This window comes from Spirabiliibacterium falconis (genome assembly GCF_014885015.1).
Lineage (GTDB): Bacteria > Pseudomonadota > Gammaproteobacteria > Enterobacterales > Pasteurellaceae > Spirabiliibacterium > Spirabiliibacterium falconis.
In genome coordinates this window covers 71985-97222 of record NZ_JABMIJ010000004.1, presented here as the reverse complement: position 1 = coordinate 97222, position 25238 = coordinate 71985, and the positions used below count along the sequence as shown (strand labels likewise).

Genomic DNA, 25238 nt, shown 5'->3' with positions numbered 1-25238 from the left:
GCACTTTAAATAGGTATAATGGGGCAAAATAATATTCAAATCAAGCAATCGCTGCCATAGGTACGGATTTTACTGGGGCGCAAGAGAGGAGAGAAGCATGAAAATTATTGAAGTTGATGAAGAAATTTATCAATATCTGGTTGCTAACACGCAATCAATTGGCGAGAGTGCGTCGGATATTTTACGCCGCCTGCTAAATTTATCATCAGACAATGTTTCCACGCCAAATCTTGCGCCGAATGTTACGAAACGTGTTGAAGCGGAGCCAACACCACCAACGCTTGATGAGGTGAAAGTGGCGGCGGAGCCTGTAAACAGTGGGCGAAAAATGCAATCGCAAGAGGCCATTATGCATGTGGTCAATCGTGTGCGTAAAGTGATTGATTCTGAGGCGTTTCAGCACGAAAGCAAAGGCGTAGTGAAATTTTTAATGATTTTGACCGCACTTTATCGTGCTAATCCTGAAACGTTTGCACAGGCAACGGAATCACTGTCTGGGCGCACGCGCGTTTATTTTGCACGCGATGAAGCCACATTATTACAAGCAGGCACGCATACCAAGCCAAAACAAATCCCTGAAACCCCCTATTGGGTGATTACGAATACCAATAGTCAGCGCAAAATGTTAATGCTAGAAGGTGCGATGAGTTCAATGGATTTACCTGCTGATTTAATTGATGATGTCAGAGCCTATTTTACCGCCTGATCTGCATGCCTTTTATGCCCAGTTGCGCAGATTGCGGCACAGTGATGCCATTGCCTGCACGTTCGGCTCAATAAAAGCAAGTTCAATAGATAACTTGCTTTTTTCGTCTGGTGTTTTGCGTTGGCGTGAGCTGTTGACCGCACTTGATGGTTTTTGTGCAGCCCTTATCACCCAAGGGGTTACGCATAATAGCGGTGTGGCATTGATCGGAAAAAATAGTTTAACGCAGTTATTGCTGTATCTTGCCAGCCTTGCGGTGGGTGCGCGTGTTATGGTTATCAATCCTGATTTTCCGTTGGCGAAAATTCAGCGTATTTGTACTGACAACCAGCTTGCATATTACTGGGCGGAAACCGCACTTGAGCTGAACATCCCGCAGCTTATGCCTGAGCTCAAAGCGCAAAGTGCGGTTTGGGCGTGGGAAAAAGGGCTGACGATGACATTGTCGTCAGGCTCAACGGGAACGCCGAAAGCGATTGTGCATAATGTGTTGGCGCATATTGCGAATGCAGATGGTGTGTGTGAGCGAATGGCATTCACCGCACAGCATTCGTGGCTGTACTCGCTGCCGTTATTTCATGTCTCTGGTCAAGGCATTGTGTGGCGTTGGCTGACGCAAGGGGCGAAATTGATTTTTCCATCAGATGATCTTGTGAATGACATCACACGGAGTAGTCATTGCTCGCTGGTACCAACGCAACTATGGCGTTATTTACAACAGAAAACGAACAGGCAAAGTGTACTCGGGCAATGTCAAGCTGTGCTACTGGGGGGAGCGTATCTCGATCCGATTTTATGTCAGCAAGCCAGTCAGCAGGGGCTGAGCATTTTTCGTGGGTATGGCATGACGGAAATGGCGTCGACCATTTATATTGAGCGCGATGACGAAAAACCGCACTTTGGTTTGTTGCGTGGGCGAGAACTACGTATTGAACAGGGAGAAATTTGGGTGCGTGGTGCAGGGCTCGCTCTGGGGGTATGGCAACACGGTAAGATTATGCCGATTGTTAATGCACAAGGTTGGCTACAAACCCGCGATAGCGGTTATTTTGATGGCGAACGATTGAACATTACAGGACGAATGGATAATATGTTCATTTGTGGCGGTGAAAATGTGCAGCCAGAAGAAATTGAGCGCATATTATATCAAACAGGTTTAGTTCACCAAGCTTATGTAGTCGGGCAAATGGATGCAGAGTTTGGGCATAAGGTGGTGGCGTTTGTACAATTTAAACAAGCGGATTTCGCCCTGCAAAGTCGCTTGTTAGCTCAGCAAATTTGTGGCAAATTAGAGCGTTTTAAACAGCCGATTGCGTATTATCCACTGCCTGATACGACCTCAGGGGCAATTAAAGTTTCACGTGCAGCATTACAGAAGTTGCTGCCTGTATTATCGAGAAAAAAGGACGATTATGTTTAAGTTAGGCTTTCGTTTCTTGTCAATTCTGTTGCTGATGCTTTTTAGCAGTCTGGCGATAGCAGATGATGTGCTACCAAGTAGTACAGATGTGCAAGCACAAATTGATGCCGTAGAAAAAAGTGATAAAAAAGAGCCTGATAGTGAGCTTTTATTAACGAATTTGCGTGACACCTTGGCGTTGCTTGCGCAAATCGCGCAACAAGAAAATGCGATTACGGAACTGCGTAAGACAGTCAATCAAGCCGATAGCCTTATTCAAACAAGCCAAAATAATTTAAATCAAATTAATGATCAACCCAAACCCGATGATGTGGCGCAGCAGTGGGAAAATAAAAGTTTAGATGAATTAACAGCGTTGCAAGCAAGCAATGATGCTACGTTGCAACAGATTCAAACACAATTGACCAATTTAAACACGCAGTTGGTTGCGCAACGTTCTGCACCAGAGCGCATTCAAAGTGCATTGACCGATAATCTCGCGAGAACGCAACAACTGAATAAACTGATGTTTAGTGCACAAGTGAGTGCCTCGTTGCGTGATAAATATAAAGCTGAATTGAAATTGATTGACTTGCGTAATCAATATAATCAATTGAGTTTGAATGGCGGGTCGCGGCTCACATCGTTATACGAATCACAAATCGCCGAAAAAACAGCAGAGCAGCAATATATCCAAGCCATTCAAACACGCTTAGTGCAAAAAATAAGTGAAATGCGTTTAGCATTGTCGCAGCAACAAGTGGCACAGCTTGAGCAAAGTAGTGATAATAATTTAGCCAACCCATTGATTAAATCTGAGCTGGCATTAAATTCTAAATTAAGCCAAGAGCTGCTGGATCAAACCAATACCAATAATCAGTTAGTGCAAGATGGATTACGCATTCGTAATACGTTAGATAACCTTATTCAAACGCAGCGTAACTTAGAAGAACAAATTAGCGCATTGCAAGGCACGTTATTATTGTCAAGAGTGATTAATAAGCAACGTCATTCTTTGCCAAGTGATAGTTTGATTAGTGATTTACCTAATCGCATCACGCAGTTACGTGTGATGTTATTTGATGTCAATGAAAAACGTGACGAGGTGTTTAATCCCGCTCATTATATTGAAAATTTAGAAAATGAGCAGCACACACAATTTAGTGCGGTGGAGAAAAAACAACTAACAACAATTTTGCAAGATCGCCGTAAATTATTAACGGATATTATTACTCAGCTTAATGAGCAACTTAACCATGCGATTAATATTGAGCTCAATCAACAGCAAGTCGTGAGTATTAGTAATGAATTACAAAATAAACTTGAGCAGCAAAGTTTCTGGGTGCGTAGTAATATTCCAGTGGACTGGACCTGGTTTAAAACGTTACCCCAAATGGCGAGCGCACAAATAAAACAAATTGTTAGTTTAATGGGCTTTAGTCATTGGCGTGAGCATATTACAGCGGTTTTATTACTGTTATTGGTGTTGCTAACGCCAGTATTTTTAATTAATTGGCGAAAAGAGTGGATTAAAAAACGTATTACATTCCATAACTCCCAAGTGAATACACTCAATGGTGATAGCTTATGGCGCACGGTTATGGTGTTGCTCTATACCATTATTTTGGCGTTACCAAGCACACTTATTTTCCTATCAAGTTTGATTCTTATCTTGTTTTTTATGTTTAAAACGCCTCTTGTTTATTTGCTATGGGCGTTAAAAATGGCACTGTTTTGGCTCTTTTTTGCTTTTATGTTGGCGTTATTGCGTCCAAATGGCATTAGCTATCGTCACTTTAATTTTTCGCAAACAACCAATGAATTATTTCGTAATACGCTAAAACGATCTATCCCAATTCTTGTGGTGCTCTTAAATGCCTCTATTTTTACGGGGCTTGAAGATACAGGGGTTACGAACGATTATCTTGGCGAAACCATGATTATGGTGGCATTGCTGATTTTCTTATTTCAAATTCGCCCAGCTTTTAGCACTGCGGTGAAACATATGCAAACCGATCACCAAAATAGTCGTGAACAAACTAATTACACAACGGTATTGCGTATTTTTAGCGTGCTATTGGTATTGATCCCAATTACGTTGATGGTGTTAATTATACTTGGGTATTATTACACCGCACTTATTCTGATCAAATATATTACCTATACCTATGTAGTTACAATTTTATGGTTTTATCTACGAGAAATTGTGCATCGTGCGATTCGGGTGTCGGCACGTAAATTGGCTTATCGTCGGTTAAAAGAAAAACGTGAGCGCGAGCGTGAGCTGCAAGAGCAAGAAACGCGTGGCGAAGAATTTATGGTTGATGCACAAGAAGAGCAAATTGCAATTGCCACCGTTAATCAGCAAATTAGCCAAGTCAGTGATATTGTGATGTGGATTTTGCTGGTTGGGTTATTGTATTGGGTATGGTCAGATTTACTGAGTGTGGCGTACTATCTTGATGGCATTAGTCTCTGGCAACAAACCAGCACTGGCGAAAACGGCACAACAGAGTTGGAGTCGATTACGCTACTCAACTTATTGAGTTCGTTCTTAATTCTCTGGGGAACCTATTTAGTGGTGCGAAATTTAAGCGGAGTATTAGAGATTTTAGTCTTCTCACGCATTCGCCTATCACAAGGTGCGCCTTATGCTATCACGACCATTTTAAGTTATTTAATTATTGCACTAGGGGCAGGCAGTGCATTTTCGAGTCTTGGCATGTCGTGGAGCAAATTACAGTGGTTATTTGCCGCACTTTCTGTTGGGCTAGGGTTTGGTTTACAAGAAATTTTCGCTAACTTCGTATCAGGTATTATTATTTTATTTGAGCGTCCTGTACGGATTGGCGATATTATTACGATTGATTCATTTAGCGGTACCGTGTCAAAAATTCGCATTCGTGCAACGACTATCGTCGATTTTGATGGTAAAGAAGTCATTGTGCCGAATAAAACATTTGTAACCGAACGGCTAACAAACTGGTCGCTATCTAGTACCGTAACACGAATTGTCATTGAAGTGGGGGTGGCGTATGGTTCAGATTTAGAACTTACGCGCGATTTGCTTTTACAAGCGGCAGATGAAGCACCGCATGCACTGAAAGAGCCGAGCCCGTCTGTGTATTTCTTAACATTTGGTGCGAGCACACTGGATCATGAATTGCGTGTTTATGTGAGTCAAACTGAATATCGCAATCCGACAATTGATTTCCTCAATCGTCGAATTGATGAGCTATTCAAACAACATAATATTGAAATTGCCTTTAATCAACTCGATGTTTACATTAAAAATCTTGCGGATGGCAAACAGCTCAAACTTGACCATCAGGCTTTAGCGAATGAGAATGTGGCAAAAAACGTAAGTGCGGTTGAGGGTAAAAGTGCGGTTCAACGACCGAAAATAAAGCGTAAACCAGCGCTTATTAAAGAATATGAAGAGCATCATCGTGATGACGATGATATGGATTTTGATGGCGATGATGATCATTAAACAAGGATAAAACATGGCAGGAAATAGCATAGGGCAACTTTTTCGAGTAACGACATTTGGCGAATCACATGGGGTTGCGCTAGGGTGTATTGTAGATGGCGTGCCACCAGGCTTAGCATTAAGTGAAGCTGATTTACAAGGTGATTTAGACCGCCGTAAACCTGGAACATCACGCTATACTACGCCGCGGCGCGAAGATGACGAAGTGCAAATCTTATCTGGTGTGTTTGAGGGCAAAACCACAGGCACAAGCATAGGATTGTTGATTAAAAATGGCGATCAGCGTTCTCAAGATTATAGCGATATTAAAGATAAATTTCGCCCAGGGCATGCAGATTTTACTTACCAGCAAAAATATGGGCTGCGTGATTATCGTGGCGGTGGGCGTTCTTCCGCCCGTGAAACGGCGATGCGTGTTGCCGCGGGAGCGATTGCAAAAAAATACCTTAAAGTGCGGTTTGGCGTAACGGTCAATGCCTTTTTGAGCCAAATTGGCGAGATACAAATTGCGCCGCAACAGATTGAAAATATTGACTGGCAGCAGGTGAACAGCAATCCTTTTTTCTGCCCTGATCAGCGTGCGGTCGAGCAATTTGATGAGTTGATTCGACAACTCAAAAAAGAAGGCAATTCCATTGGTGCGAAATTAACTGTGGTAGCAGAAAATGTACCCGTGGGGTTGGGGGAGCCTGTATTTGATCGTTTGGATGCAGATCTTGCCCACGCTCTGATGAGTATTAATGCGGTAAAAGGTGTCGAAATCGGTGATGGTTTTGCGGTGGTTAATCAAACAGGGAGTGAGCACCGTGATGAAATGACGCCAGAAGGTTTTTGTTCTAATCATGCAGGTGGCATTTTAGGCGGTATTAGCACGGGGCAGCCGATTGTGGCACACATTGCGCTTAAACCTACCTCCAGCATTACGATTCCAGGGCGCAGTGTAGATATTCATAATCAGGCGGTTGACGTAGTAACCCGAGGACGACACGATCCTTGTGTGGGTATTCGTGCTGTGCCAATTGCTGAAGCGATGATGGCAATTGTATTGCTTGATCACCTTTTACGCCATCAGGCACAGTGTGGTCATAAGGATATAGCATGATGAAAATTGCAGGAAGGTTAGGTGGGCTTTTGCTCACCGCACTTTTGAGTATGCAAAGTGCGGTTGCACAAACAGAGTGGCAGAGAATTAAGCGGCCCATTCCTGGGGACGCCTTGCCTGTGGGCGGATATAGTAATGGTTGTATCATTGGGGCAAAACCGTTGGCGTGGCGTGGAGAGGGCTACCAGGTTATCCGTATGCAGAAAAATCGTTACTATGGGCACCCAGTAATGATTCAATATTTACAAGATTTGGGTAAACGTATCAAGCAAGCTGGATTGCCAACGATGTTAGTGGGGGATATTGCCATGCCAGGGGGCGGGCGTTTTTTAACAGGACATGCCAGCCACCAAATCGGACTTGATGCTGATATTTGGCTGCGCTTTGGTCCATTAAGCGATAAAGAAGCCCGAACACCAGTGGCGACTTTGATGGTTGATCGGGCTCGCAAAGTCGTAGATGAACGGGTGTGGACACCAGGGCAGACGACAATGTTAAAATTAGCTAGTCAAGATCCACGTGTTGCACGGATTTTTGTCAACCCCGCGATTAAGGTGAAACTTTGTCAAAGTGTGAAAGGTGATCGCAGTTGGTTGCGTAAAATTCGACCGTGGTTTGGGCACGATGCACATTTTCATGTGCGGTTACACTGTCCAAGTGATGCTAAATACTGTCAAGAGCAAGCCCCCATTCCCGCAGGTGAAGGGTGTGGTGCGGAGCTTTATTCATGGTTTGAACCGCCAAAACCTACGACTACACCACCGAAGAAAACAGTGCCAGTCTTACCTGCGTTATGCCAGCAAGTGCTGGACGCCCCTGATAAATATAAATGGTTGCAAGACTAGCTGACCGCACTTTGAATGAATGAGGGATGTATGGAATTAGGCTTTGATATGATTGCACTGTTATTTGTGTTGGCGTGTATTTCAGGATTTATTGATGCGATTGCAGGTGGTGGAGGATTAATTACTATTCCTGCATTATTAGCAACTGGAATGCCGCCTGCAATGGCGCTGGGAACTAATAAACTGCAAGCCTGTGGCGGTTCGTTTTCTGCCAGTTGGTATTTTATCCGTCAAAAAGCGGTGGATCTTCGTTCGGTGTGGTTTTTAATTGTGTGTACTTTTATCGGTGCTGCGTTAGGGACAATATTGGTACAACAAATTGATGCTTCTTTTTTAAAGAAAATTTTACCCTTTTTGATTTTAGCGATCGGGTTATATTTTTTATTTTCACCTAACTTAGGCGCAGTGGACAAACATCATCGTGTGAGTTTGAGTGTATTTGCACTAACTGCAGGTTTCGGTGTGGGCTTTTATGATGGCTTTTTCGGACCAGGAACAGGGTCATTTTTTAGTCTTGCGTTTGTTGCGTTATTGGGATTTAATCTGGCGAAAGCTACCGCACATGCAAAAGTGTTGAATTTCACGTCTAATAGTGCATCGCTTCTCTTTTTTATCCTCGGCGGGCATGTTGTGTGGGGGATTGGGTTTGTGATGATGCTTGGGCAATTTTTAGGTGCGCGTGTAGGTGCTAAGATGGTGCTCACGAAGGGGCAGAAATTAATTCGTCCTATGGTAGTGCTGATGTCATTAATTATGACAATCAAATTGGCAATCGATAATGGATGGTTTAACGGATGAGTGATGAAAATATTCGGTTAACATCGCGTGTAGGCTATGATCCTGCATGGTCGTGGCGATTTTTATTGCCTCATTATTGGGGTGTTTGGCTTGGTATTGGCATAATTGCCCTATTGGCATTTTTGCCTTATCGCTTGCGTGATACGGTTGCGGCAAAATTGGGGCGAGTTGTTAGCCGCAAGGCGAAAAAACAATATCATCGTGCAAAAGTGAATCTTGATTATTGCTTTCCTACATGGAGTGAAACACAAAAAAGTGCGGTTATTGAGCAGATGTTCGTCACGGTTAGCCAAGTTATGCTCGGCATTGGGGAAATTGCATTGCGTTCTCGTGCACATTTGAAAGCTCGGACACGTTTTGAAGGATTAGAGTATATTACAGCGGCACGCCAGCAGGGCAAAAATATTATTTTATTGGTGCCACATACATGGGCGATAGATGCTTCAGGTATTATTTTGCATACACAAGGCATGCCAATGACGGCGATGTATAATCCGCACCGTAACCCACTGGTTGATTATTTATGGAATAAAACGCGTGAACGTTTTGGTGGTAAAATGCAAGCTCGCCAAAATGGAATCAAGCCATTTTTAAATCGTGTGAGAGCAGGTGAAATGGGCTATTATTTGCCAGACGAGGACTATGGCGAAGCACTGAGCGTATATGCCGATTTTTTTGCGACCTATAAAGCAACTCTGCCGGGGTTAAATAAAATGGCAAAAATTGCCAAAGCTGTTGTTATTCCGATGTTTGCGTGTTACAGCGCACAAGAAGGCAAATATATCTTAAAAATAAAATCACCGTTATCACTCAGTGATGATGATGTGGAAATGGCACGCACTATGAATAAAATTATTGAAGAATTTGTGTGCGATATGCCAGAGCAATATGTCTGGATTTTGCGTCTATTAAAAACACGCAAAGATGGTGAAGATATATACAAAATGCCCGCACAATAGCTTGCACAAAATGGGCGTTTTGTTATCCTACATTTTTATATTTGATTTATACTTTTTAAGGGTTCAATAATGACGAGCAACCGTGAATTGATTCGCTCAGCGATTAAAGCAATTCCTGATTATCCAAAAGAAGGCATTATTTTTCGTGATATTACCAGTTTGCTGGAAAATCCATGTGCATTTCAAGCGACCATTGACACGTTAGTGGCACATTATAAGGATAAAGGCATTACAAAAGTCATTGGTACAGAATCGCGCGGCTTTATTTTTGGAGCACCAGTTGCCTTAGCACTGGGTTTACCGTTTGTGTTGGTGCGTAAACCTGGGAAATTACCACGCACAACGCTTTCGCAGCGTTACCAATTAGAATATGGTGAAGATACATTAGAGATCCACACCGACGCGATTAATGCGCAAGATAACGTGTTAATTGTTGACGATTTATTAGCAACAGGCGGCACAGTAGAAGCGACGGCTAAATTGGTGCGTCGACTTGGTGGAAAAGCACATCACGCAGGCTTCATTATCCGATTAATTGATCTGGGTGGCAAAGAGCGGTTAGCCCAAGAAGATATTGAATGCTTTGATATTGTAGAATTTAGCGAAGAACAGTATTAAGTAGGTAAAATGAGTTATCAGGTATTGGCAAGAAAGTGGCGACCACAGACATTTTCAAGCGTGGTTGGGCAACAACACGTTCTTAGTGCATTGCAAAATGGCTTAAACACCGAGCGATTGCACCATGCCTACCTGTTTTCTGGCACACGCGGGGTGGGGAAAACGTCGATCGCCCGTCTGTTTGCCAAAGGGCTAAATTGTGAAACAGGCATCACTGCCACACCGTGTGGTAAATGTGAAACGTGTAAAGCCATTGAAGAGGGGCGTTTTATTGATTTGTTAGAAATTGATGCCGCCTCTCGCACAAAAGTGGAAGATACGCGAGATCTACTGGACAATGTGCAGTACAAACCCGTGCAAGGTCGTTTTAAAATTTATCTGATTGACGAAGTGCATATGCTCTCACGACACAGTTTCAATGCCTTATTGAAAACATTGGAAGAGCCACCTGAGTACGTCAAGTTTTTGCTTGCCACAACTGACCCACAAAAATTGCCCATTACGATTTTATCGCGTTGTATTCAATTTCATCTCAAAGCATTAGATCCTGAGCAAATTAGCGAACACTTAGGCACTATTTTAAATCAAGAAAAAATCGCATTTGATTTAACCGCACTTGAACACTTAGCTAGGGCTGCGAGGGGCAGTATTCGCGATGCTTTGAGTTTAACCGACCAAGCTATTGCTATGGGCAATGGTGAAGTGCGGTTAGAAACGGTGCAGCATATGCTTGGTACGCTAGATGACAATCAGGCACTGGATATCATCCAAGCTCTACAAATTGCCGATGGCAATGCACTGATGCACACCATTGCCGATGTGGCACAGAAAGGGATCGGTTGGGATCAATTGTTACAGCAGCTTGCAACACAGCTTCATCGCATTGCAATGCGTCAGTTGTTGAAAACAGAAAACCACGATGATCGGATCGGCTTTTTGGCACAACACCTTCCGCCAGAGGATGTACAGTTTTATTATCAACTCATACTCAATGGGCGTAAAGAATTACCCTATGCACCTGAGCCACGCACTGGCGTTGAAATGACGCTATTACGCGCATTGGCCTTCCATCCGACAAATTGGCAACAGGAACAGCCAAAAGCACACGCAGAGGGGGAAAACACCGCTAGCAAAATTGAGGCGATGCGAGAGAATTTAAAAAGTAAAAGTGCGGTTGAAGAGCCCACTCAGGTACTTACTCCTGCCCCGTTAGACGTCGAGACGTTACAACCTGATAATGAAAGTGCGGTTAGCCCCGCACTGAGAGCAGCACAAGCTTTAAAAGCGTTAAACCAAAACGAAAAAAAAAAGCCAGTAACAAGACCTGATCCCATTAAATCGCCACCACAGAATACACATGAAGTGGTCAAAAATACCGATAAAGTGGGTTTACTTGATAGGCTAAATCAACTTGCGCAACGTACAACACAACAATCTGAAATCTCGCCCAAAGAGGTTGAAGCTGAATCAGATGCTACTCGTGAAAGCGAAGATGAAATTGGTGAGGATTATCACTGGCAATGGCTTAATCCTGAGCTCGAAAACAGTGATGAAAATCGCCTGCGTCCATCGGAGATTAAGCAAGCCATTTTGCAAGATTATACCCCCGATGTGGTGGAGAAGGTGGTTAAATTGTGCTCGCAACGTGATAGTTGGGCGGCGGATATAGAGCAGCTTGGCATGACGGGATTGACAAAACAACTTGCCTTAAATGCACGGGTATTATCACATAATGAAGACGAGTTCGTATTAGGTTTGCGCTCACAATTTAGTCACCTTGATCGCGACAATTATGTACAAGCCTTAAGCGAAAAATTGCAACACCATTTTTCGCAACCGCACTTGCGTTTACGCATTGAAACTTGTGATGATATGACTAAATTAACGCCAATTGAATTGCGGCGTGAGATTTATCAAGAACTTAGTCAAGCCGCACAAACGGCATTGCAAGACGATAAAAAAATCGCATTACTGAAAGAGGCATTTGATGCCACATTGGAGCTTGATAGCATTCGTCCTGTGGGCTAGTCAGCGCAAGGGTTTTAAGCTAAAATGCAATTTTTAATTTTGATTGAGAGAGAATTATAATTATGTTTGGAAAAGGTGGACTAGGCAATTTGATGAAGCAAGCGCAGCAAATGCAAGAGCGCATGCAAAAAATGCAAGAAGAAGTCGCACAACTGGAAGTGACGGGCGAGTCTGGCGCGGGCTTGGTAAAAATCACAATTAATGGTGCGCATAATTGTCGTCGTGTAGAAATTGATCCTTCATTAATGGACGATGATAAAGAGATGCTAGAAGATCTCATTGCGGCAGCTTACAATGATGCCGTGCGTCGTGCCGAAGAGCTACAAAAAGAGAAAATGGCATCTGTAACAAGTGGTATGCAATTACCACCAGGCTTTAAAATGCCATTTTAACCTATTTAATTGCCTGTTTAATTGGCGATTTTCACATTACTATGCAAATTAGCCCATTATTAGATCAACTTGTTGATGCGTTGCGTTGCTTGCCTGGCGTTGGTCCAAAATCAGCGCAACGAATGGCATATCATCTGTTGCAACGTAATCGCAGTGGCGGCATGCACCTTTCACACATGCTGGCGCAGGCAATGAGCCGCATTGGGCATTGTGAGTTGTGCCGCACGCTGACCGAAGAAGACGTTTGTTCATTGTGTCGCAACCCTCGCAGAGAGAAAAGTCAACAGTTGTGTGTGGTTGAAATGCCGTCGGATATTCAAGCACTTGAACTCACAGGGCAATATTCTGGACGTTATTTTGTCTTGATGGGACATTTATCGCCGCTTGATGGCATTGGTCCTAAAGACATTGGTTTAGACTTATTAGAGCAGCGTTTGGCGCAAGAAAGATTCAGCGAGGTTATTTTAGCGACCAATCCAACGGTAGAAGGCGATGCTACTGCCCATTTTATTGCTCAATTATGTCAACAATATCATATTCCTGTGACACGCATTGCACATGGCATTCCTGTTGGTGGTGAGCTAGAAAATACTGACGGAACCACCCTTTCTCATGCTTTAATCGGACGGCGAAAACTATAAAGTGCGGTCAAAGAACCGCACTTTGGCTGTTCACAATGTGGCGATATTTGTCTGCGCTTGCGCAAACATCGTATAGCGTTTGCGGTACATACTGCGTTTTTTACTGGCAATATCTTCTAGAGGTTTTTGTTCAATTGTGCAGGGCAGTTGCCAAAATCCTGTTTGAGTATCAAAAATCCCCGCATTTTCAGCCCAAAATTCATCGTAATTAAATACCAAACGAGAGCGATCATTGAAGCGGTATTTTACTTGGTTTTTATGTGCCACGCCCCACAGGGTGCAACCCCAGTGTTGAGCGAGCATTTTCATGATATTGACCAACATAAAGTGCGGTCGCATGCCATGTAATTGCTTGGTTAGGCTACGCACCAATGCTTGTGCGTGTTCCCCTTTCGGACCTTGCAACGAAGTGATCAGAATCCGTTTTTCAGGCAATAAAATAAAGGCGAGATCATAGAGCCGCTCACTGTGCTGAGTGCGTAAATTAATCGAGAAAAAACCTTCTAAGGGATCGATTTGATTGACATTCAAATAGACGTTAATCTCGTCAGTCAGCGATGTAAGGTGTAACGATTGCTGCGTGATGAGTTGCTCATAGCGTGAGCCTAGCTGTTGTGCAATCGTATCAAAGGTGTATTGCATTGCGCCACGACGCTCAGCAGGTGAAAAGCGTTTGTCGCCATAGCAATAGAGCAACGCATAGTGGCGATAGGGCTGTGTTTCAAATAATGTAGCAGTGAGTGGATGGGATTCGAGGTAGTCCATCCACGGAGCACATTCTGCATTAGCGAAAGTGCGGTAATAATAGTAACGCAGGCGTGAGCGTAGTGTTTTCAGCTTGCGTTTATGACGAGGGAAGAGTGTACTTGCGTTGGGAAATGGCTTACTCATTACAACTAATATCTTTTAAATACTGAAAAATCTCACGATAACATTTTGGTGGTTTATTGGCAGCGCGTTCTTTTTTCGCTCCACGGATTAAATTACGCAAATGCTGAATATCCAGTGCTGGATACGTTTCAATGAGTTCTGAAAATACCGCATTATTCTCCGTTTCCAACAGGGCATCGCGCCATTTTTCAAGGCGATGAAAGAGAATCTGTTGCTGATTATGGCGATTTTCTAACTTTTCTAAACCCTCTTTGATAGGGGCAATATCCATATTGCGCAAGAGCTTACCAATGTATTGCAACTGGCGTCGCAACGCCCCCCGCTGAGAACGCTGGGCCAGTATAATGGCATCATGCAATTTTTCATTTAATGGCAATTTTTCCAGTTGCCCTGCTGGGAGCGAGACCAATTTCGCCCCAAATTTTTTGAGTTCTTCGGCATCGCGCTTAATTTCGCTTTTGCTAACCCAAATAATGTCATCGTGTTCGTCTTCATCTAAAAAATCAGGCGTATTGTTTTGCATAAAAAGTATCTAGTGTGACTAAAATTGTGCTTATCATAGCATAAATTCTACAATTACGTTAAACAGCCGTGCAAAAGTGCGGTAGAATAGGGCAAATTTTAACAAAAAGAGAAGAGTATGGCAGAAATAACACAACAAGCCCTTTTACGCCAACAGCAACAAGATCTACTCAACGCAGCAGAAATGGCACTGCAATATGCAAAACAAGCGGGGGCAAGTGCGCAAGTTGGGGCGACAAAAACCGCTGGTTTGTCGGTTTCTACCCGCTTAAAAGACGTGGAAAATATTGAATTTAATAACGATGGTGCGTTAGGTATTTCGGTTTATTTGGGGGCTCGCAAAGGTAATGCGTCCACCTCGGATCTTAGTCCAAATGCGGTAAAAAGTGCGGTCGAGGCGGCATTAAGTATTGCGAAATATACGTCAGAAGATGATTGCAACGGCTTGGCAGAACCGCACTTGCTTGCATTCGAACCTCCTGAGTTGGCATTGTATCACCCTTATGAAATGGGAGTTGATGAGGCTATCGCGTTAGCATTAGCTACGGAAACCGCAGCACTTGATTATGATGATCGCATCACCAACAGCGAAGGTGCAAGCGTAAATGCCCATAGTGGCATTCGAGTTTATGGTAACACGCATGGTATGCTCGCCAGTTATCTCTCATCACGTTATTCCCTCTCGTGCAGTGTTATAGGACAAGACGGCGGCGCAATGGAACGTGATTATGAATACACGATTGCACGCGATTTTCATCAGCTTGCAGAACCCCAGTGGGTTGGGCAAATGTGTGCCGAAAAAACACTCAAACGGTTAAATCCTCAGAAATTGGCGACGTGTACTGCGCCCGTTGTATTTTTAAATGATGTGGCAACAGGATTGCTGGGCACTATTGTGGGGGCTGCCAGTGGTAGCAGTATTTACCGCAAAAGCAGTTTTTTGTTGGATAAATTAGGCGACATTATTGTGCCAAGCTGGTTGAGTATCACGGAAAAACCGCACTTGAAAACAGGACTTGCTTCAACGCCATTTGATAGTGAAGGTGTGAAAACCCAAGAGCGAGTGATTGTTGATAGCGGAGTGTTACAGACATATTTATTAACAACCTACAGTGCGAAAAAACTCGGGCTACAAAGCACGGGGCATGCGGGTGGCATCCACAATTGGCAAGTGACGCCGAATGTGCAAGGGGGGCTAACCGCACTTTTATCGCAAATGGATACTGGCTTGTTGGTTACCGAGTTGATGGGGCAGGGCGTAAATTTGGTTACAGGCGATTACTCGCGTGGGGCGGCAGGTTTTTGGGTAGAAAAAGGGAAAATTTGCTATCCCGTCAGCGAGATCACTATTGCAGGCAATTTGCAAGCTATGTTGAGGAATATGGTGGCGATGAGTGATGATATTGAGCATCGTTCAAATATTCAATCAGGCTCAATTTTATTGGGTGAGATGAAAATTTCAGGAAATTAATGCAATTGATAATAATTCTTATTGACATTAATAAATAACCTGATAAGATGATAACCAGTTACACGGCGATTGGGTGTAGCGATGTCCGCAGCAATGCAGATGTAGAGTAAAAGTAAATTCGTTAAGTTTTAAGGCTGAGGGGTTCTTCAGCCTTTCTTTTTGGCTAAATCTTAAGTTTGATGTATGATACATACTCTCATCTTTACGAAAGGTATTCCCATGAAAAAACATCACGTTGAAACCTTAATTCCACAGGCTGAGGTGGTTTCTCGCATTCAAGAATTAGGTCAAGAAATTACACGCTTTTATCAACAGCAGCAGGTGGATTGCATTACGGTTGTTGGGCTATTGCGTGGTTCATTTATGTTTATGGCGGATTTGGTGCGTCAAATTAATATTGCTACTGAAATTGAATTTATGACGACCACGAGCTACGGTACGGGGCTGTATTCTAACCATGATGTGAAGATCACAAAAGATCTTGATGGTGATATTAAGGCTAAGCATGTATTGATTGTTGAAGACATTATCGATACGGGATATACACTTGATAAAGTACGGCAAATGCTCCTGTTGCGTGATCCTGCCTCATTGACGATTTGCACCTTATTGGATAAACCTTCACGACGTGAGGTTGAAGTGCCCGTTGACTGGATTGGATTTACCATTCCTGATGAGTTTGTGGTGGGTTATGGCATTGATTATGCACAACGCTACCGCAATTTAAGCTATATTGGGCATGTGGTGTTGGAAGAATAATGTTAAGGCGAGCATAAGCTCGCCTGTTTCGACCACACTTTTATTTACGACAAATTGTTTTTAAAATGCCGTCTTTCGCCGTGTCAGGCATCGGTTGTGCTTGTGGTTTTTTGTTAGTTTCTTGCCCGATTTTCTTATTATGTTTGCCATAAATAAGGGTTTGACGGTTAGCAATCGTCCAATCATCACAGGAATATTGATACTCCATCATTAAATGGGTAATGCCTTTTTGCTCACCTAAATCATTGCGTGGCTTTTTAAAATTCACTTTCACCCACACGCGATCAGTCAAGACTCGGCTACGTTGTAAATTGATATAAATTTTATCGCCAGTTAGGGTGTCTGCGATGTAGTGCCACTGGTTTGCCCAAGTAGATAGACTGCACATTCCCAAGCAGAAAATAATCCATTTTTTCATCATACCTCCTTCACGTTAGGCATTGTTTCACTGTTAGATTATCACTGAGTTTCGCGGAAAACAATCAATTAACGTCGACTTTTGATTTTTCTTCACAATGATTGCGAGCCTTATCTAAAGGGGCTACAATTTAGCATAAATACATTATAAAGTGCGGTTATGTTAGAAAATATTCGAATTGTATTAGTTGAACCGTCGCACAGTGGCAATGTTGGGTCGGTTGCGCGTGCGATGAAAACAATGGGATTGAGCAAACTCGTGCTTGTCAATCCTCGTTGTGCATTAGATGAGCAAGCATTCGCTTTGGCGGCGGGTGCGAAAGCGGTGCTTGAGACGAGTCACATTGTGCCGCATTTCTATGATGCCATTGCTGATTGTCAACTGGTGATGGGATCGAGTTCACGCTTACGTCATTTACAAAATACATTGGTAACACCGCGTGTTGGGGCAGAAATGGCGATTTCCGAGCTTATGCAACATCGTCAAAGTGCGGTTGCACTGGTATTTGGGCGAGAACGCGTGGGGCTTACAAATGATGAATTGCTCAAATGTCACTATCATTTGACGATTCCCGCCAATCCTGAATATGCCTCGTTAAACCTCGCAATGGCGGTGCAGTTGATTTGTTATGAAGTGCGAATGGCATATCTTGCTGCAACGCAGAATGTACAAAAATCAAAATTGACCGCAAGCCGCTATGCGAGCGTTGCAGAAATTGAGCATTTTTTAGCGCACAGTGAGCAGACATACCGCACTTTAGGGTTTATTCAAAATGCAGCCGTCATGGAAAAATTGCGACGGCTATATAATCGAGCACGCCTTGAAAAAAATGAAGTGAATATCTTGCAAGGCATTTTAAGTGCGATTGATAAGCGCATTTAATCAGCAACTATCGTAGTAATTGTGTAAAACTTACAAAAACGGTCAAGTTTAAAGTTGACTAAATTAGTAAGGTATGAAAAAATTTGCTCCATTATTTAACGTGGAGTGAAACTATGAAATTAACCTCAAAAGGGCGTTATGCAGTCACCGCAATGTTGGATATTGCACTACATTCTCAATCAAACGAGAACGAAACGCCAATTACGCTTGCAGATATTTCAGAACGTCAACAGATTTCGCTCTCATACTTAGAACAGTTGTTTGCTAAATTGCGTCGCCGTGGTTTGGTTAAAAGCGTACGTGGCCCAGGCGGTGGGTATTTGCTAGGCTTATCGGTTGATCAAATTTCTATTGGTATGATCATTGCTGCAGTAAATGAAAATATTACAGCGACTAAATGCCATGGAAAAGGTAATTGCCAAGGTGGCGTGCGTTGTTTGACTCATTCGCTGTGGGAACAGTTAAGTGATGAAATTGAAACGTTTTTAAATGGCATCACGATTGGCGATTTGGTTAATAAAGAAAATCAACGTAGCGCACTAAAACAACATAAGCATCAACACAGTTTTGAAGTCGAAAATCGCCTATAAAAGTGCGGTCGGCTTATTTTAGGAGTGACAATGAAATTACCAATTTATCTTGATTATGCCGCGACGTGCCCAATGGATGAGCGTGTTGCGAAAAAAATGATGGAATATATGACCTTCGACGGGATTTTTGGCAATCCCGCTTCACGCTCGCACCGTTTTGGTTGGCAAGCGGAAGAAGCCGTGGATATTGCACGTAACCATGTTGCTGATCTGATTGGTGCCGATGCCCGTGAAATTGTGTTTACCTCAGGGGCGACAGAGTCGGATAATCTTGCCATTAAAGGGGCAGCGCACTTTTACCAAACCAAAGGCAAGCATATTATTACCTGTAAAACAGAGCATAAAGCGGTGCTCGACACCTGCCGTCAGCTTGAGCGTGAAGGCTTTGAGGTAACGTATCTTGAACCTGAAAGTGATGGTTTGATTGATTTAGCAAAATTAGAAGCGGCAATGCGTGATGATACGATTGTGGTTTCCATTATGCACGTGAATAATGAAATCGGGGTTGTGCAAGATATTGAGAAAATTGGACAACTTTGTCGTGCGAGAAAAATTATTTTTCATGTAGATGCTACGCAAAGTGTTGGAAAAATTGCGATCAATTTGGCGGAATTGCCTGTGGATTTGATGTCGTTTTCAGCCCATAAACTTTATGGACCAAAAGGTATTGGCGGTTTGTTCGTACGTCGTAAACCACGAGTACGTTTAGAGGCAATTATCCATGGTGGTGGGCATGAGCGTGGCATGCGTTCAGGGACATTACCAGTACACCAAATTGTGGGGATGGGCGAAGCGTATCGCATTTGTAAAGAAGAAATGGCAACGGAAATGCCACGTATCAAAGCGTTACGCGATCGCTTGTATGATGGTTTAAAAGATATTGAAGAAACCCATGTTAACGGCTCGATGGAACACCGTGTGGCGAATAATTTGAATATCAGCTTTAACTATGTTGAGGGTGAGTCATTGATGATGGCATTAAGTGATATTGCTGTATCATCAGGTTCAGCTTGTACGTCTGCGAGCCTTGAGCCATCTTATGTATTGCGTGCGTTAGGACTAAACGATGAATTGGCACATAGCTCAATCCGTTTTTCTATCGGACGTTATACCACTGAAGAAGAGATTGATTACACCATTGAGTTGGTAAAAAGAGCGGTTCAAAAATTACGCGATCTCTCTCCGCTTTGGGATATGTTCAAAGAAGGGATCGATTTAAGCACGGTACAATGGACAGCGCATTAATTTAACGGGAGATTATTATGGCATATAGTGAAAAAGTGATTGATCACTACGAAAACCCACGCAATGTTGGGTCATTTGACAAAAAAGAGCAAAATGTTGGCAGTGGAATGGTCGGTGCGCCAGCGTGTGGCGATGTAATGCAACTGCAAATTAAAGTCAGTGATGACGGCATTATTGAAGACGCCCGTTTTAAAACCTACGGTTGCGGCTCTGCCATTGCCTCAAGTTCATTGATTACGGAATGGGTAAAAGGCAAATCGCTTGATGAAGCGGGAGCAATTAAAAATAGCCAAATCGCCGAAGAGCTTGAGCTACCGCCTGTGAAAGTACACTGTTCAATTTTGGCAGAAGATGCCATTAAAGCGGCGATTGCGGATTACAAATCCAAAAATAACAAATAAAAGTGCGGTTGAAAAAGACAAGGACGATATATGGGCGTATCGCTTTCTGAAAGTGCGGCAAATCGCGTACGCACGTTTTTAGATAATCGTGGCAAAGGCATCGGCTTACGGCTGGGCGTTAAAACTTCAGGCTGTTCGGGGCTTGCATATGTGCTAGAATTTGTCGATGAGCTGAATGAGGATGATGAAGTTTTTGAACAATATGGCGTTAACATCATCATCGATCGTAAAAGTTTAGTGTATTTAGATGGCACAGAGCTGGATTTTGTAAAAGAAGGATTAAACGAAGGCTTTAAATTCCACAATCCAAATGTCAAAGACGAATGTGGCTGTGGCGAGAGTTTTACGGTGTAATGTATGCAAAATCCATTTGAGCTATTTGATTTGCCATTGGTGTTTAATCTTGATTTGACTGTGCTCAATGCGCGTTATTTGCAATTACAAAAGGCACATCATCCAGATAATTTTGCGAATGCCAGCAGTGAGCGTCAATTACAGGCTGTACAACAGACCGCTGATATCAATGCGGCATATCACACATTAAAAAATCCATTGCGACGTGCACAAGCACTGTTACAATGGGCAGGCGGTGAAGAGTGGAATGGTGAGCAAACAGTCCATGATAGTGCGTTTTTATTGCAGCAGCTCAACTTGCGTGAACAGCTCTCTGACGTCGAGCAATCGAAAAATGAAACCGCACTTGATATATTGCGTGAAGAGAATGAACAATTACTGACAACGCAAATGACACATCTTGAAAGTGCGGTTGAACAGCAAGATTGGAATGAGGTGAAGCGTTACCTTAATCGATTGAAATTCATTGAAAAATTTCAGCGTGAAATTGATGCTCTAGAAGAGCAGTTCTATGATTAATTAGCCTGCCAACGCAGGTTTTATTATTTGAGTGAAATAAACAATGGCATTATTGCAAATTGCAGAACCCGGGCAAAGTGCGGCTCCCCACCAACATCGTCTTGCGGTGGGAATTGATCTTGGCACAACAAATACGTTAGTTGCGACGTTACGCAATGGACAAAGTGAGATTCTAGCCGATGAAGATGATGTGGCATTGATCCCATCTGTGGTGCACTATGCGGATAATGGTCAGATTAGTGTTGGGCGTGCTGCACTGGCAAATGCTGTTGATGAGGCAAGCCAGACCATCATCTCAGTCAAGCGATTAATTGGACGAAGCTTAGCTGATATTCACACTCGTTATCCGAATTTACCTTATAAATTGACGGCGAGTGATAATGGCTTGCCGCTTATTCAAACCGCACTTGGCAATTTAAGCCCTATCCAGATTTCTGCCGACATTTTAAAGCGAGTCAATAGCTTAGCACAAGCACGCTTAGGTGGTGAGTTGGCGGGGGTGGTTATCACGGTGCCAGCGTATTTTGATGATGCACAGCGTCAAGCAACCAAAGATGCAGCACGCATCGCAGGGTTGAATGTCTTGCGATTACTCAATGAACCCACAGCAGCGGCAGTGGCCTATGGCTTAGATTCAGGGCAGGAAGGGATCATTGCCGTGTATGATCTTGGCGGTGGCACATTTGATATTTCTATTTTACGCCTCTCCAAAGGTGTGTTTGAGGTGTTAGCGACGGGCGGTGATACTGCACTGGGTGGCGATGACTTTGATCATTTAATTGCTGATTGGATTGTGCAATGTGCAGGTCAAGAGCCACAAAATAGTGCACAACGTCGCCAGTTAATCGAAAGTGCGATTCGTGCCAAAATTGCATTAAGTGATAATGATAGTGTACAGCTCGAATTTGGTCGCTGGACTGGTGAGTTAACCCGTGCACAATTTAATGCGTTAATTGCACCGTTGGTCAAACGCTCTATTATGGCATGCCGACGAGCGTTGAAAGATGCGGGCGTGAGTGTTGATGAGGTGTTACAAGTTGTGATGGTAGGCGGGTCAACACGTATCCCGTATGTACGTAGCGAAGTCGGTTCATTTTTTAAACGCCCTCCGTTGGTAAGCCTTGATCCCGATAAAGTCGTTGCATTAGGGGCGGCAATTCAAGCTGATATTTTAGTGGGTAATAAAGCGGATAGCGATATGTTGTTGCTGGATGTTACCCCGCTTTCTCTTGGGATTGAAATTATGGGCGGAATGGTGGAAAAAATTGTGCCACGCAACACGACGATTCCAACCGCACGAGCACAAGAGTTTACCACCTTTAAAGATGGGCAAACGGCAATGTCAATCCATGTGTTACAAGGTGAGCGTGAAATGGTGCAAGATTGCCGTTCATTAGCACGCTTTACGTTGCGTGGCATTCCACCGATGGTGGCAGGAGCTGCACATATTCGGGTAACGTTCCAAATTGATGCAGATGGGCTTTTGAATGTCACGGCGATGGAAAAATCAACCCAAGTTCAAGCTTCCGTGCAGGTTAAACCGTCTTATGGGCTTGATGAAGAGCAAATTCGTGTGATGATTCATGACTCTATTGAGCACGCGGCTGATGATCGTGATGCACGCCGTTTAAATGAGCAGCGCGTGGAAGGTGCTAGGGTCATTGAAAGTGTGCGTGAGGCAATCAAGCAAGACCGCACTTTGCTATCTGAGACTGAGCATAGTGCGATTATAAAGGCTATTGATAGTTTAGAAAATGCGTGCCGCGGTCAAGATGCAGAGCTGATTAAACGCCATATTCATCAACTCGATAAATTAACGCAAGACTTTGCCGCTCGACGGATGGATAACTCTGTTCGCCAAGCACTCCAAGGGCAAAAAGTCAGTGATATAGAACAAGAATAGGAAAACATATGCCAAAATTAATTTTTCTCCCAAATGAAACACTTTGTCCAGATGGTATGGTAGTTGAAGCACAGAAAGGAGAAAGCATTTTAGATGTTGCCTTAAATGCGGGCATTGAGATTGAGCATGCGTGTGAAAAATCGTGTGCTTGCACCACATGTCATGTGGTGGTGCGTGAGGGATTTGATTCCTTAAATGATGCATCGGATTTAGAAGAAGATATGCTTGATAAAGCATGGGGCTTGGAAATGGATAGTCGTTTAAGTTGCCAAGCGATTGTAGGAGATGACGATTTAGTCATTGATATTCCTCGTTACACGGTTAACCATGCGCGTGAAGAGCATTGATGTTTTGTGTAAATAGGCAAAGTGCGGTTTTTGACCGCACTTTTTTATTTAATTCGTTCTAAATGAGCCAGTAAATCTTGTGTAGGAATTCGCTGAAGATTGCGCATTCTGATCAGTAATAACACGGCAGCTAATGTTAAGCATAGCACAAATCCAATCCAGAAGCCTTCTGCCCCGAGCGGTGGAAATCCCCAGTCGGTTAATGCACTGATATACCCTACAGGCATTCCCACAACCCAATAGCTGAAAAGTGAGATAATAAGCACTGCTTTAGTGTCTTTATAGGCGCGTAATGCACCGCCTGCAATTGCTTGCACTGAGTCAGGTAATTGATAAGCCGCTGCAAACAATAATAAGAATGAGGCCATTTCAATAACCTGCTGATTATGCACGAATATTTGTGCAATTTGTGTTCGGAAAGCAAAGGTGATAATGGCAGTGAGGGAGGCGACTAATAGACCAAGGGCGATAGCCAGATAACTGACCAGCTTTGCCCCATCAAGGTTTTGTTCACCTAAACGTTGTCCAACTAAAATGGTCGTTGCCATAGAGATAGACAATGGCATCATATAGAAAAAAGAACTCGTATTTAGCGTGATTTGATGGCTGGCAACGACATTCGCACCAAGCGGTGCAAGTAATAATCCAACTACCGCAAAGAGGCTGACTTCAGCACATAATGTTAACGCAATTGGCACGCCGAGATTGAGTAATTTGCGTAGTGTCGCCCAGTTAGGTCGTTCAATCAGTCGTGGGAACAGTGCAAGTTTGCGCAAGTGGCTAGCTTTAATGCAATATACAATGAGCATTAGCATCATTAACCAATTCACACATGCCGTTGCAATGCCACAGCCAACAGCCCCAAATGCGGGCAGTCCAAGTTTGCCATAAATGAGAATATAGTTCAGAATTACATTTAAAAGAAGCCCAATAAAACCGATTACCATCGCCGGTTTTGTTTTCGCCATTCCATCATTTAAGCCACGAAAATTGATCATGACCAAATAGGCAACCACGCCAACAGAAATCGCTTGTAAGTAGTGATCAGCAATTGTGCGTAAGCTCTCATCCATTTCTCGTAAATTAAGCAGCAGGTGGCTATTAAAAATAAGCCATGTCAGCGGAATGCTGACAATCAGTGCGATCCATAGACCTTGCCGCACTTGATGTCCAATGCGTCCACGTTGTCCTGATCCGTTTAAATACGCAATTACAGGAGGGAGAGAGAGTAGCAAGCCTTGTCCGAAAAGGAGTAACGGTAGCCAAATTGAGGCACCGATAGAAATTGCAGCCATATCATTGGCACTGACCCGCCCTGCCATGATGGTATCAACCATACCCATGGTGCTTTGCGAAAGCTGTGCTATCCAAATGGGACCTGCGATTTTGAAAAGTTGTTTGCTTTCGTGACGAATATTGGTGTTAGATAAGCGTTTTTTTAGCATAACTTTTATGGTGGCATTATGTTCTCACCATAGCTCCGATATGAAATAACGTAGATGTTGAATTAATCGCTTTCAATTTACACAGATACCTTTTATTAATCAAGCGATCACACTATTTTCTCTTGTATTTCCAGCATAATTTCAGAAAAAGTCGGCTAATTTTTGTGATATAACTTGCAAAATAGCAAAAAATGATAACACTGAACATAAAAATTTTATAAAATTAAAACGATATTTCATATTATGGAGCTATTTAATTATGTCACAAGATAAACAAACACGTTATGAAAGCAGTATGGCAGCCGCACTTGGACCAATGAATGAAGAAGAATTTAAAAATTTAATTAGAAAAGAGGCTGAGCAACGCTTTAAATTTTTTAATGAATATCCTAATGCTCGCTTTCAAAATTTAACCTTAGAAGAGTGGATCGATATGTTGCGCGAACAATATGAACAGTATCGTAAGTGGTACAAGGTGCAAAACAAAGCGTAATGATGAGCGATTTACAC

Annotated in this window: 25 protein-coding genes and 1 pseudogene; 22 read left to right on the top strand and 4 right to left on the bottom strand. The window is 43.1% G+C overall.

Translation table 11 applies throughout. The annotated features are described in order from the left end of the window. The first annotated feature begins 97 nt into the window (after positions 1-97). The 11 genes and pseudogenes from seqA to recR all read left to right on the top strand — a co-directional run bounded on the left by seqA (position 98) and on the right by recR (position 12981). Positions 98-706, top strand: a complete 609-nt coding sequence (gene seqA / locus HPC40_RS01460) for a replication initiation negative regulator SeqA (protein ID WP_208117708.1) — start codon at positions 98-100, stop codon at positions 704-706. Further along, positions 678-2126 carry an o-succinylbenzoate--CoA ligase gene (gene menE, locus HPC40_RS01455; protein WP_208117707.1) on the top strand — a complete coding sequence of 483 codons (1449 nt, stop codon included), beginning with the start codon at positions 678-680 and terminating at the stop codon, positions 2124-2126. Before seqA ends, menE begins: the two co-directional genes overlap by 29 nt. Further along, positions 2119-5454 (top strand): annotated as a pseudogene (mscK, locus tag HPC40_RS01450) (mechanosensitive channel MscK); the annotation flags it as partial. The gene menE and the pseudogene mscK, both read left to right, overlap by 8 nt. Positions 5455-5611: 157 nt before the next feature. Continuing rightward, positions 5612-6700: a chorismate synthase gene (gene aroC / locus HPC40_RS01445; protein ID WP_208117705.1), complete on the top strand. Its 1089-nt coding sequence runs from the start codon at positions 5612-5614 to the stop codon at positions 6698-6700. Then, the gene (gene mepA, locus HPC40_RS01440; RefSeq protein WP_208117704.1) at positions 6697-7545 is read left to right on the top strand and encodes a penicillin-insensitive murein endopeptidase; all 849 of its coding nucleotides are present in this window, start codon (positions 6697-6699) and stop codon (positions 7543-7545) included. The genes aroC and mepA overlap by 4 nt, the downstream gene beginning before the upstream one ends. 30 nt (positions 7546-7575) lie before the next feature. Next, positions 7576-8343 (top strand): TSUP family transporter, encoded by a 768-nt coding sequence (locus HPC40_RS01435; protein WP_208117703.1) that lies wholly within the window; start codon positions 7576-7578, stop codon positions 8341-8343. Next, complete coding sequence (gene lpxM, locus HPC40_RS01430; protein WP_208117702.1) at positions 8340-9302, top strand: lauroyl-Kdo(2)-lipid IV(A) myristoyltransferase; 963 nt, start codon at positions 8340-8342, stop codon at positions 9300-9302. Before HPC40_RS01435 ends, lpxM begins: the two co-directional genes overlap by 4 nt. A 69-nt stretch (positions 9303-9371) precedes the next feature. Beyond that, positions 9372-9920, top strand: a complete 549-nt coding sequence (apt, locus tag HPC40_RS01425; RefSeq protein ID WP_208117701.1) for an adenine phosphoribosyltransferase — start codon at positions 9372-9374, stop codon at positions 9918-9920. Between the two features lie 9 nt (positions 9921-9929). After that, a complete protein-coding gene (dnaX, locus tag HPC40_RS01420; RefSeq protein WP_208117700.1) occupies positions 9930-11948 on the top strand; it encodes a DNA polymerase III subunit gamma/tau in 2019 nt (672 codons plus the stop codon). A gap of 62 nt (positions 11949-12010) precedes the next feature. Then, positions 12011-12340: a YbaB/EbfC family nucleoid-associated protein gene (locus tag HPC40_RS01415; RefSeq protein WP_208117699.1), complete on the top strand. Its 330-nt coding sequence runs from the start codon at positions 12011-12013 to the stop codon at positions 12338-12340. A gap of 41 nt (positions 12341-12381) precedes the next feature. Further along, the gene (gene recR / locus HPC40_RS01410) at positions 12382-12981 is read left to right on the top strand and encodes a recombination mediator RecR (protein WP_208117698.1); all 600 of its coding nucleotides are present in this window, start codon (positions 12382-12384) and stop codon (positions 12979-12981) included. A gap of 30 nt (positions 12982-13011) precedes the next feature. Here the strand turns inward: recR and HPC40_RS01405 are convergent, their stop codons facing one another. Next, positions 13012-13872: a VirK/YbjX family protein gene (locus HPC40_RS01405; protein ID WP_208117697.1), complete on the bottom strand. Its 861-nt coding sequence runs from the start codon at positions 13870-13872 to the stop codon at positions 13012-13014. Then, positions 13865-14395 carry a ribosome biogenesis factor YjgA gene (gene yjgA / locus HPC40_RS01400; RefSeq protein ID WP_208117696.1) on the bottom strand — a complete coding sequence of 177 codons (531 nt, stop codon included), beginning with the start codon at positions 14393-14395 and terminating at the stop codon, positions 13865-13867. The genes HPC40_RS01405 and yjgA overlap by 8 nt, the downstream gene beginning before the upstream one ends. 117 nt (positions 14396-14512) lie before the next feature. Between yjgA and pmbA the strand changes: the two genes are divergently transcribed. Both pmbA and hpt read left to right on the top strand, forming a co-directional pair. After that, complete coding sequence (gene pmbA / locus HPC40_RS01395; protein ID WP_208117695.1) at positions 14513-15865, top strand: metalloprotease PmbA; 1353 nt, start codon at positions 14513-14515, stop codon at positions 15863-15865. A gap of 219 nt (positions 15866-16084) precedes the next feature. Then, positions 16085-16624, top strand: a complete 540-nt coding sequence (gene hpt, locus HPC40_RS01390; protein ID WP_208117694.1) for a hypoxanthine phosphoribosyltransferase — start codon at positions 16085-16087, stop codon at positions 16622-16624. Positions 16625-16664: 40 nt separating this feature from the next. Here the strand turns inward: hpt and HPC40_RS01385 are convergent, their stop codons facing one another. Beyond that, positions 16665-17042: a surface-adhesin E family protein gene (locus HPC40_RS01385; RefSeq protein ID WP_208117693.1), complete on the bottom strand. Its 378-nt coding sequence runs from the start codon at positions 17040-17042 to the stop codon at positions 16665-16667. Positions 17043-17201: 159 nt separating this feature from the next. Between HPC40_RS01385 and trmJ the strand changes: the two genes are divergently transcribed. From trmJ to fdx, 8 genes are all read left to right on the top strand, one after another. Continuing rightward, positions 17202-17924 (top strand): tRNA (cytosine(32)/uridine(32)-2'-O)-methyltransferase TrmJ, encoded by a 723-nt coding sequence (gene trmJ, locus HPC40_RS01380; RefSeq protein ID WP_208117692.1) that lies wholly within the window; start codon positions 17202-17204, stop codon positions 17922-17924. A gap of 113 nt (positions 17925-18037) precedes the next feature. Then, positions 18038-18514: a Fe-S cluster assembly transcriptional regulator IscR gene (iscR, locus tag HPC40_RS01375; protein ID WP_208117691.1), complete on the top strand. Its 477-nt coding sequence runs from the start codon at positions 18038-18040 to the stop codon at positions 18512-18514. A 30-nt stretch (positions 18515-18544) separates the two neighbouring features. After that, positions 18545-19759: an IscS subfamily cysteine desulfurase gene (locus HPC40_RS01370; RefSeq protein WP_208117690.1), complete on the top strand. Its 1215-nt coding sequence runs from the start codon at positions 18545-18547 to the stop codon at positions 19757-19759. A 17-nt stretch (positions 19760-19776) separates the two neighbouring features. After that, positions 19777-20160 (top strand): Fe-S cluster assembly scaffold IscU, encoded by a 384-nt coding sequence (gene iscU / locus HPC40_RS01365; RefSeq protein ID WP_208117689.1) that lies wholly within the window; start codon positions 19777-19779, stop codon positions 20158-20160. Positions 20161-20190: 30 nt separating this feature from the next. Continuing rightward, positions 20191-20514, top strand: coding sequence for an iron-sulfur cluster assembly protein IscA (gene iscA / locus HPC40_RS01360; protein WP_208117688.1), 324 nt, complete (start codon positions 20191-20193; stop codon positions 20512-20514). Between the two features lie 3 nt (positions 20515-20517). Next, entirely contained in the window at positions 20518-21033 is a 516-nt protein-coding gene (hscB, locus tag HPC40_RS01355; protein ID WP_208117687.1) for a Fe-S protein assembly co-chaperone HscB, read from the top strand. A 43-nt stretch (positions 21034-21076) separates the two neighbouring features. Beyond that, on the top strand, positions 21077-22936 hold the full coding sequence (gene hscA / locus HPC40_RS01350) for a Fe-S protein assembly chaperone HscA (protein WP_208117686.1): 1860 nt from the start codon (positions 21077-21079) through the stop codon (positions 22934-22936). Between the two features lie 8 nt (positions 22937-22944). Then, positions 22945-23283 (top strand): ISC system 2Fe-2S type ferredoxin, encoded by a 339-nt coding sequence (fdx, locus tag HPC40_RS01345; RefSeq protein ID WP_208117685.1) that lies wholly within the window; start codon positions 22945-22947, stop codon positions 23281-23283. Positions 23284-23327: 44 nt separating this feature from the next. On the opposite strand, the gene HPC40_RS01340 is transcribed toward fdx, so the two are convergent. After that, entirely contained in the window at positions 23328-24728 is a 1401-nt protein-coding gene (locus HPC40_RS01340) for an MATE family efflux transporter (protein WP_208117684.1), read from the bottom strand. Positions 24729-24987: 259 nt separating this feature from the next. Here HPC40_RS01340 and HPC40_RS01335 point away from each other — a divergent pair, with 259 nt between their 5' ends. Beyond that, entirely contained in the window at positions 24988-25221 is a 234-nt protein-coding gene (locus HPC40_RS01335) for a hypothetical protein (RefSeq protein ID WP_208117683.1), read from the top strand. Positions 25222-25238: the final 17 nt, after the last annotated feature.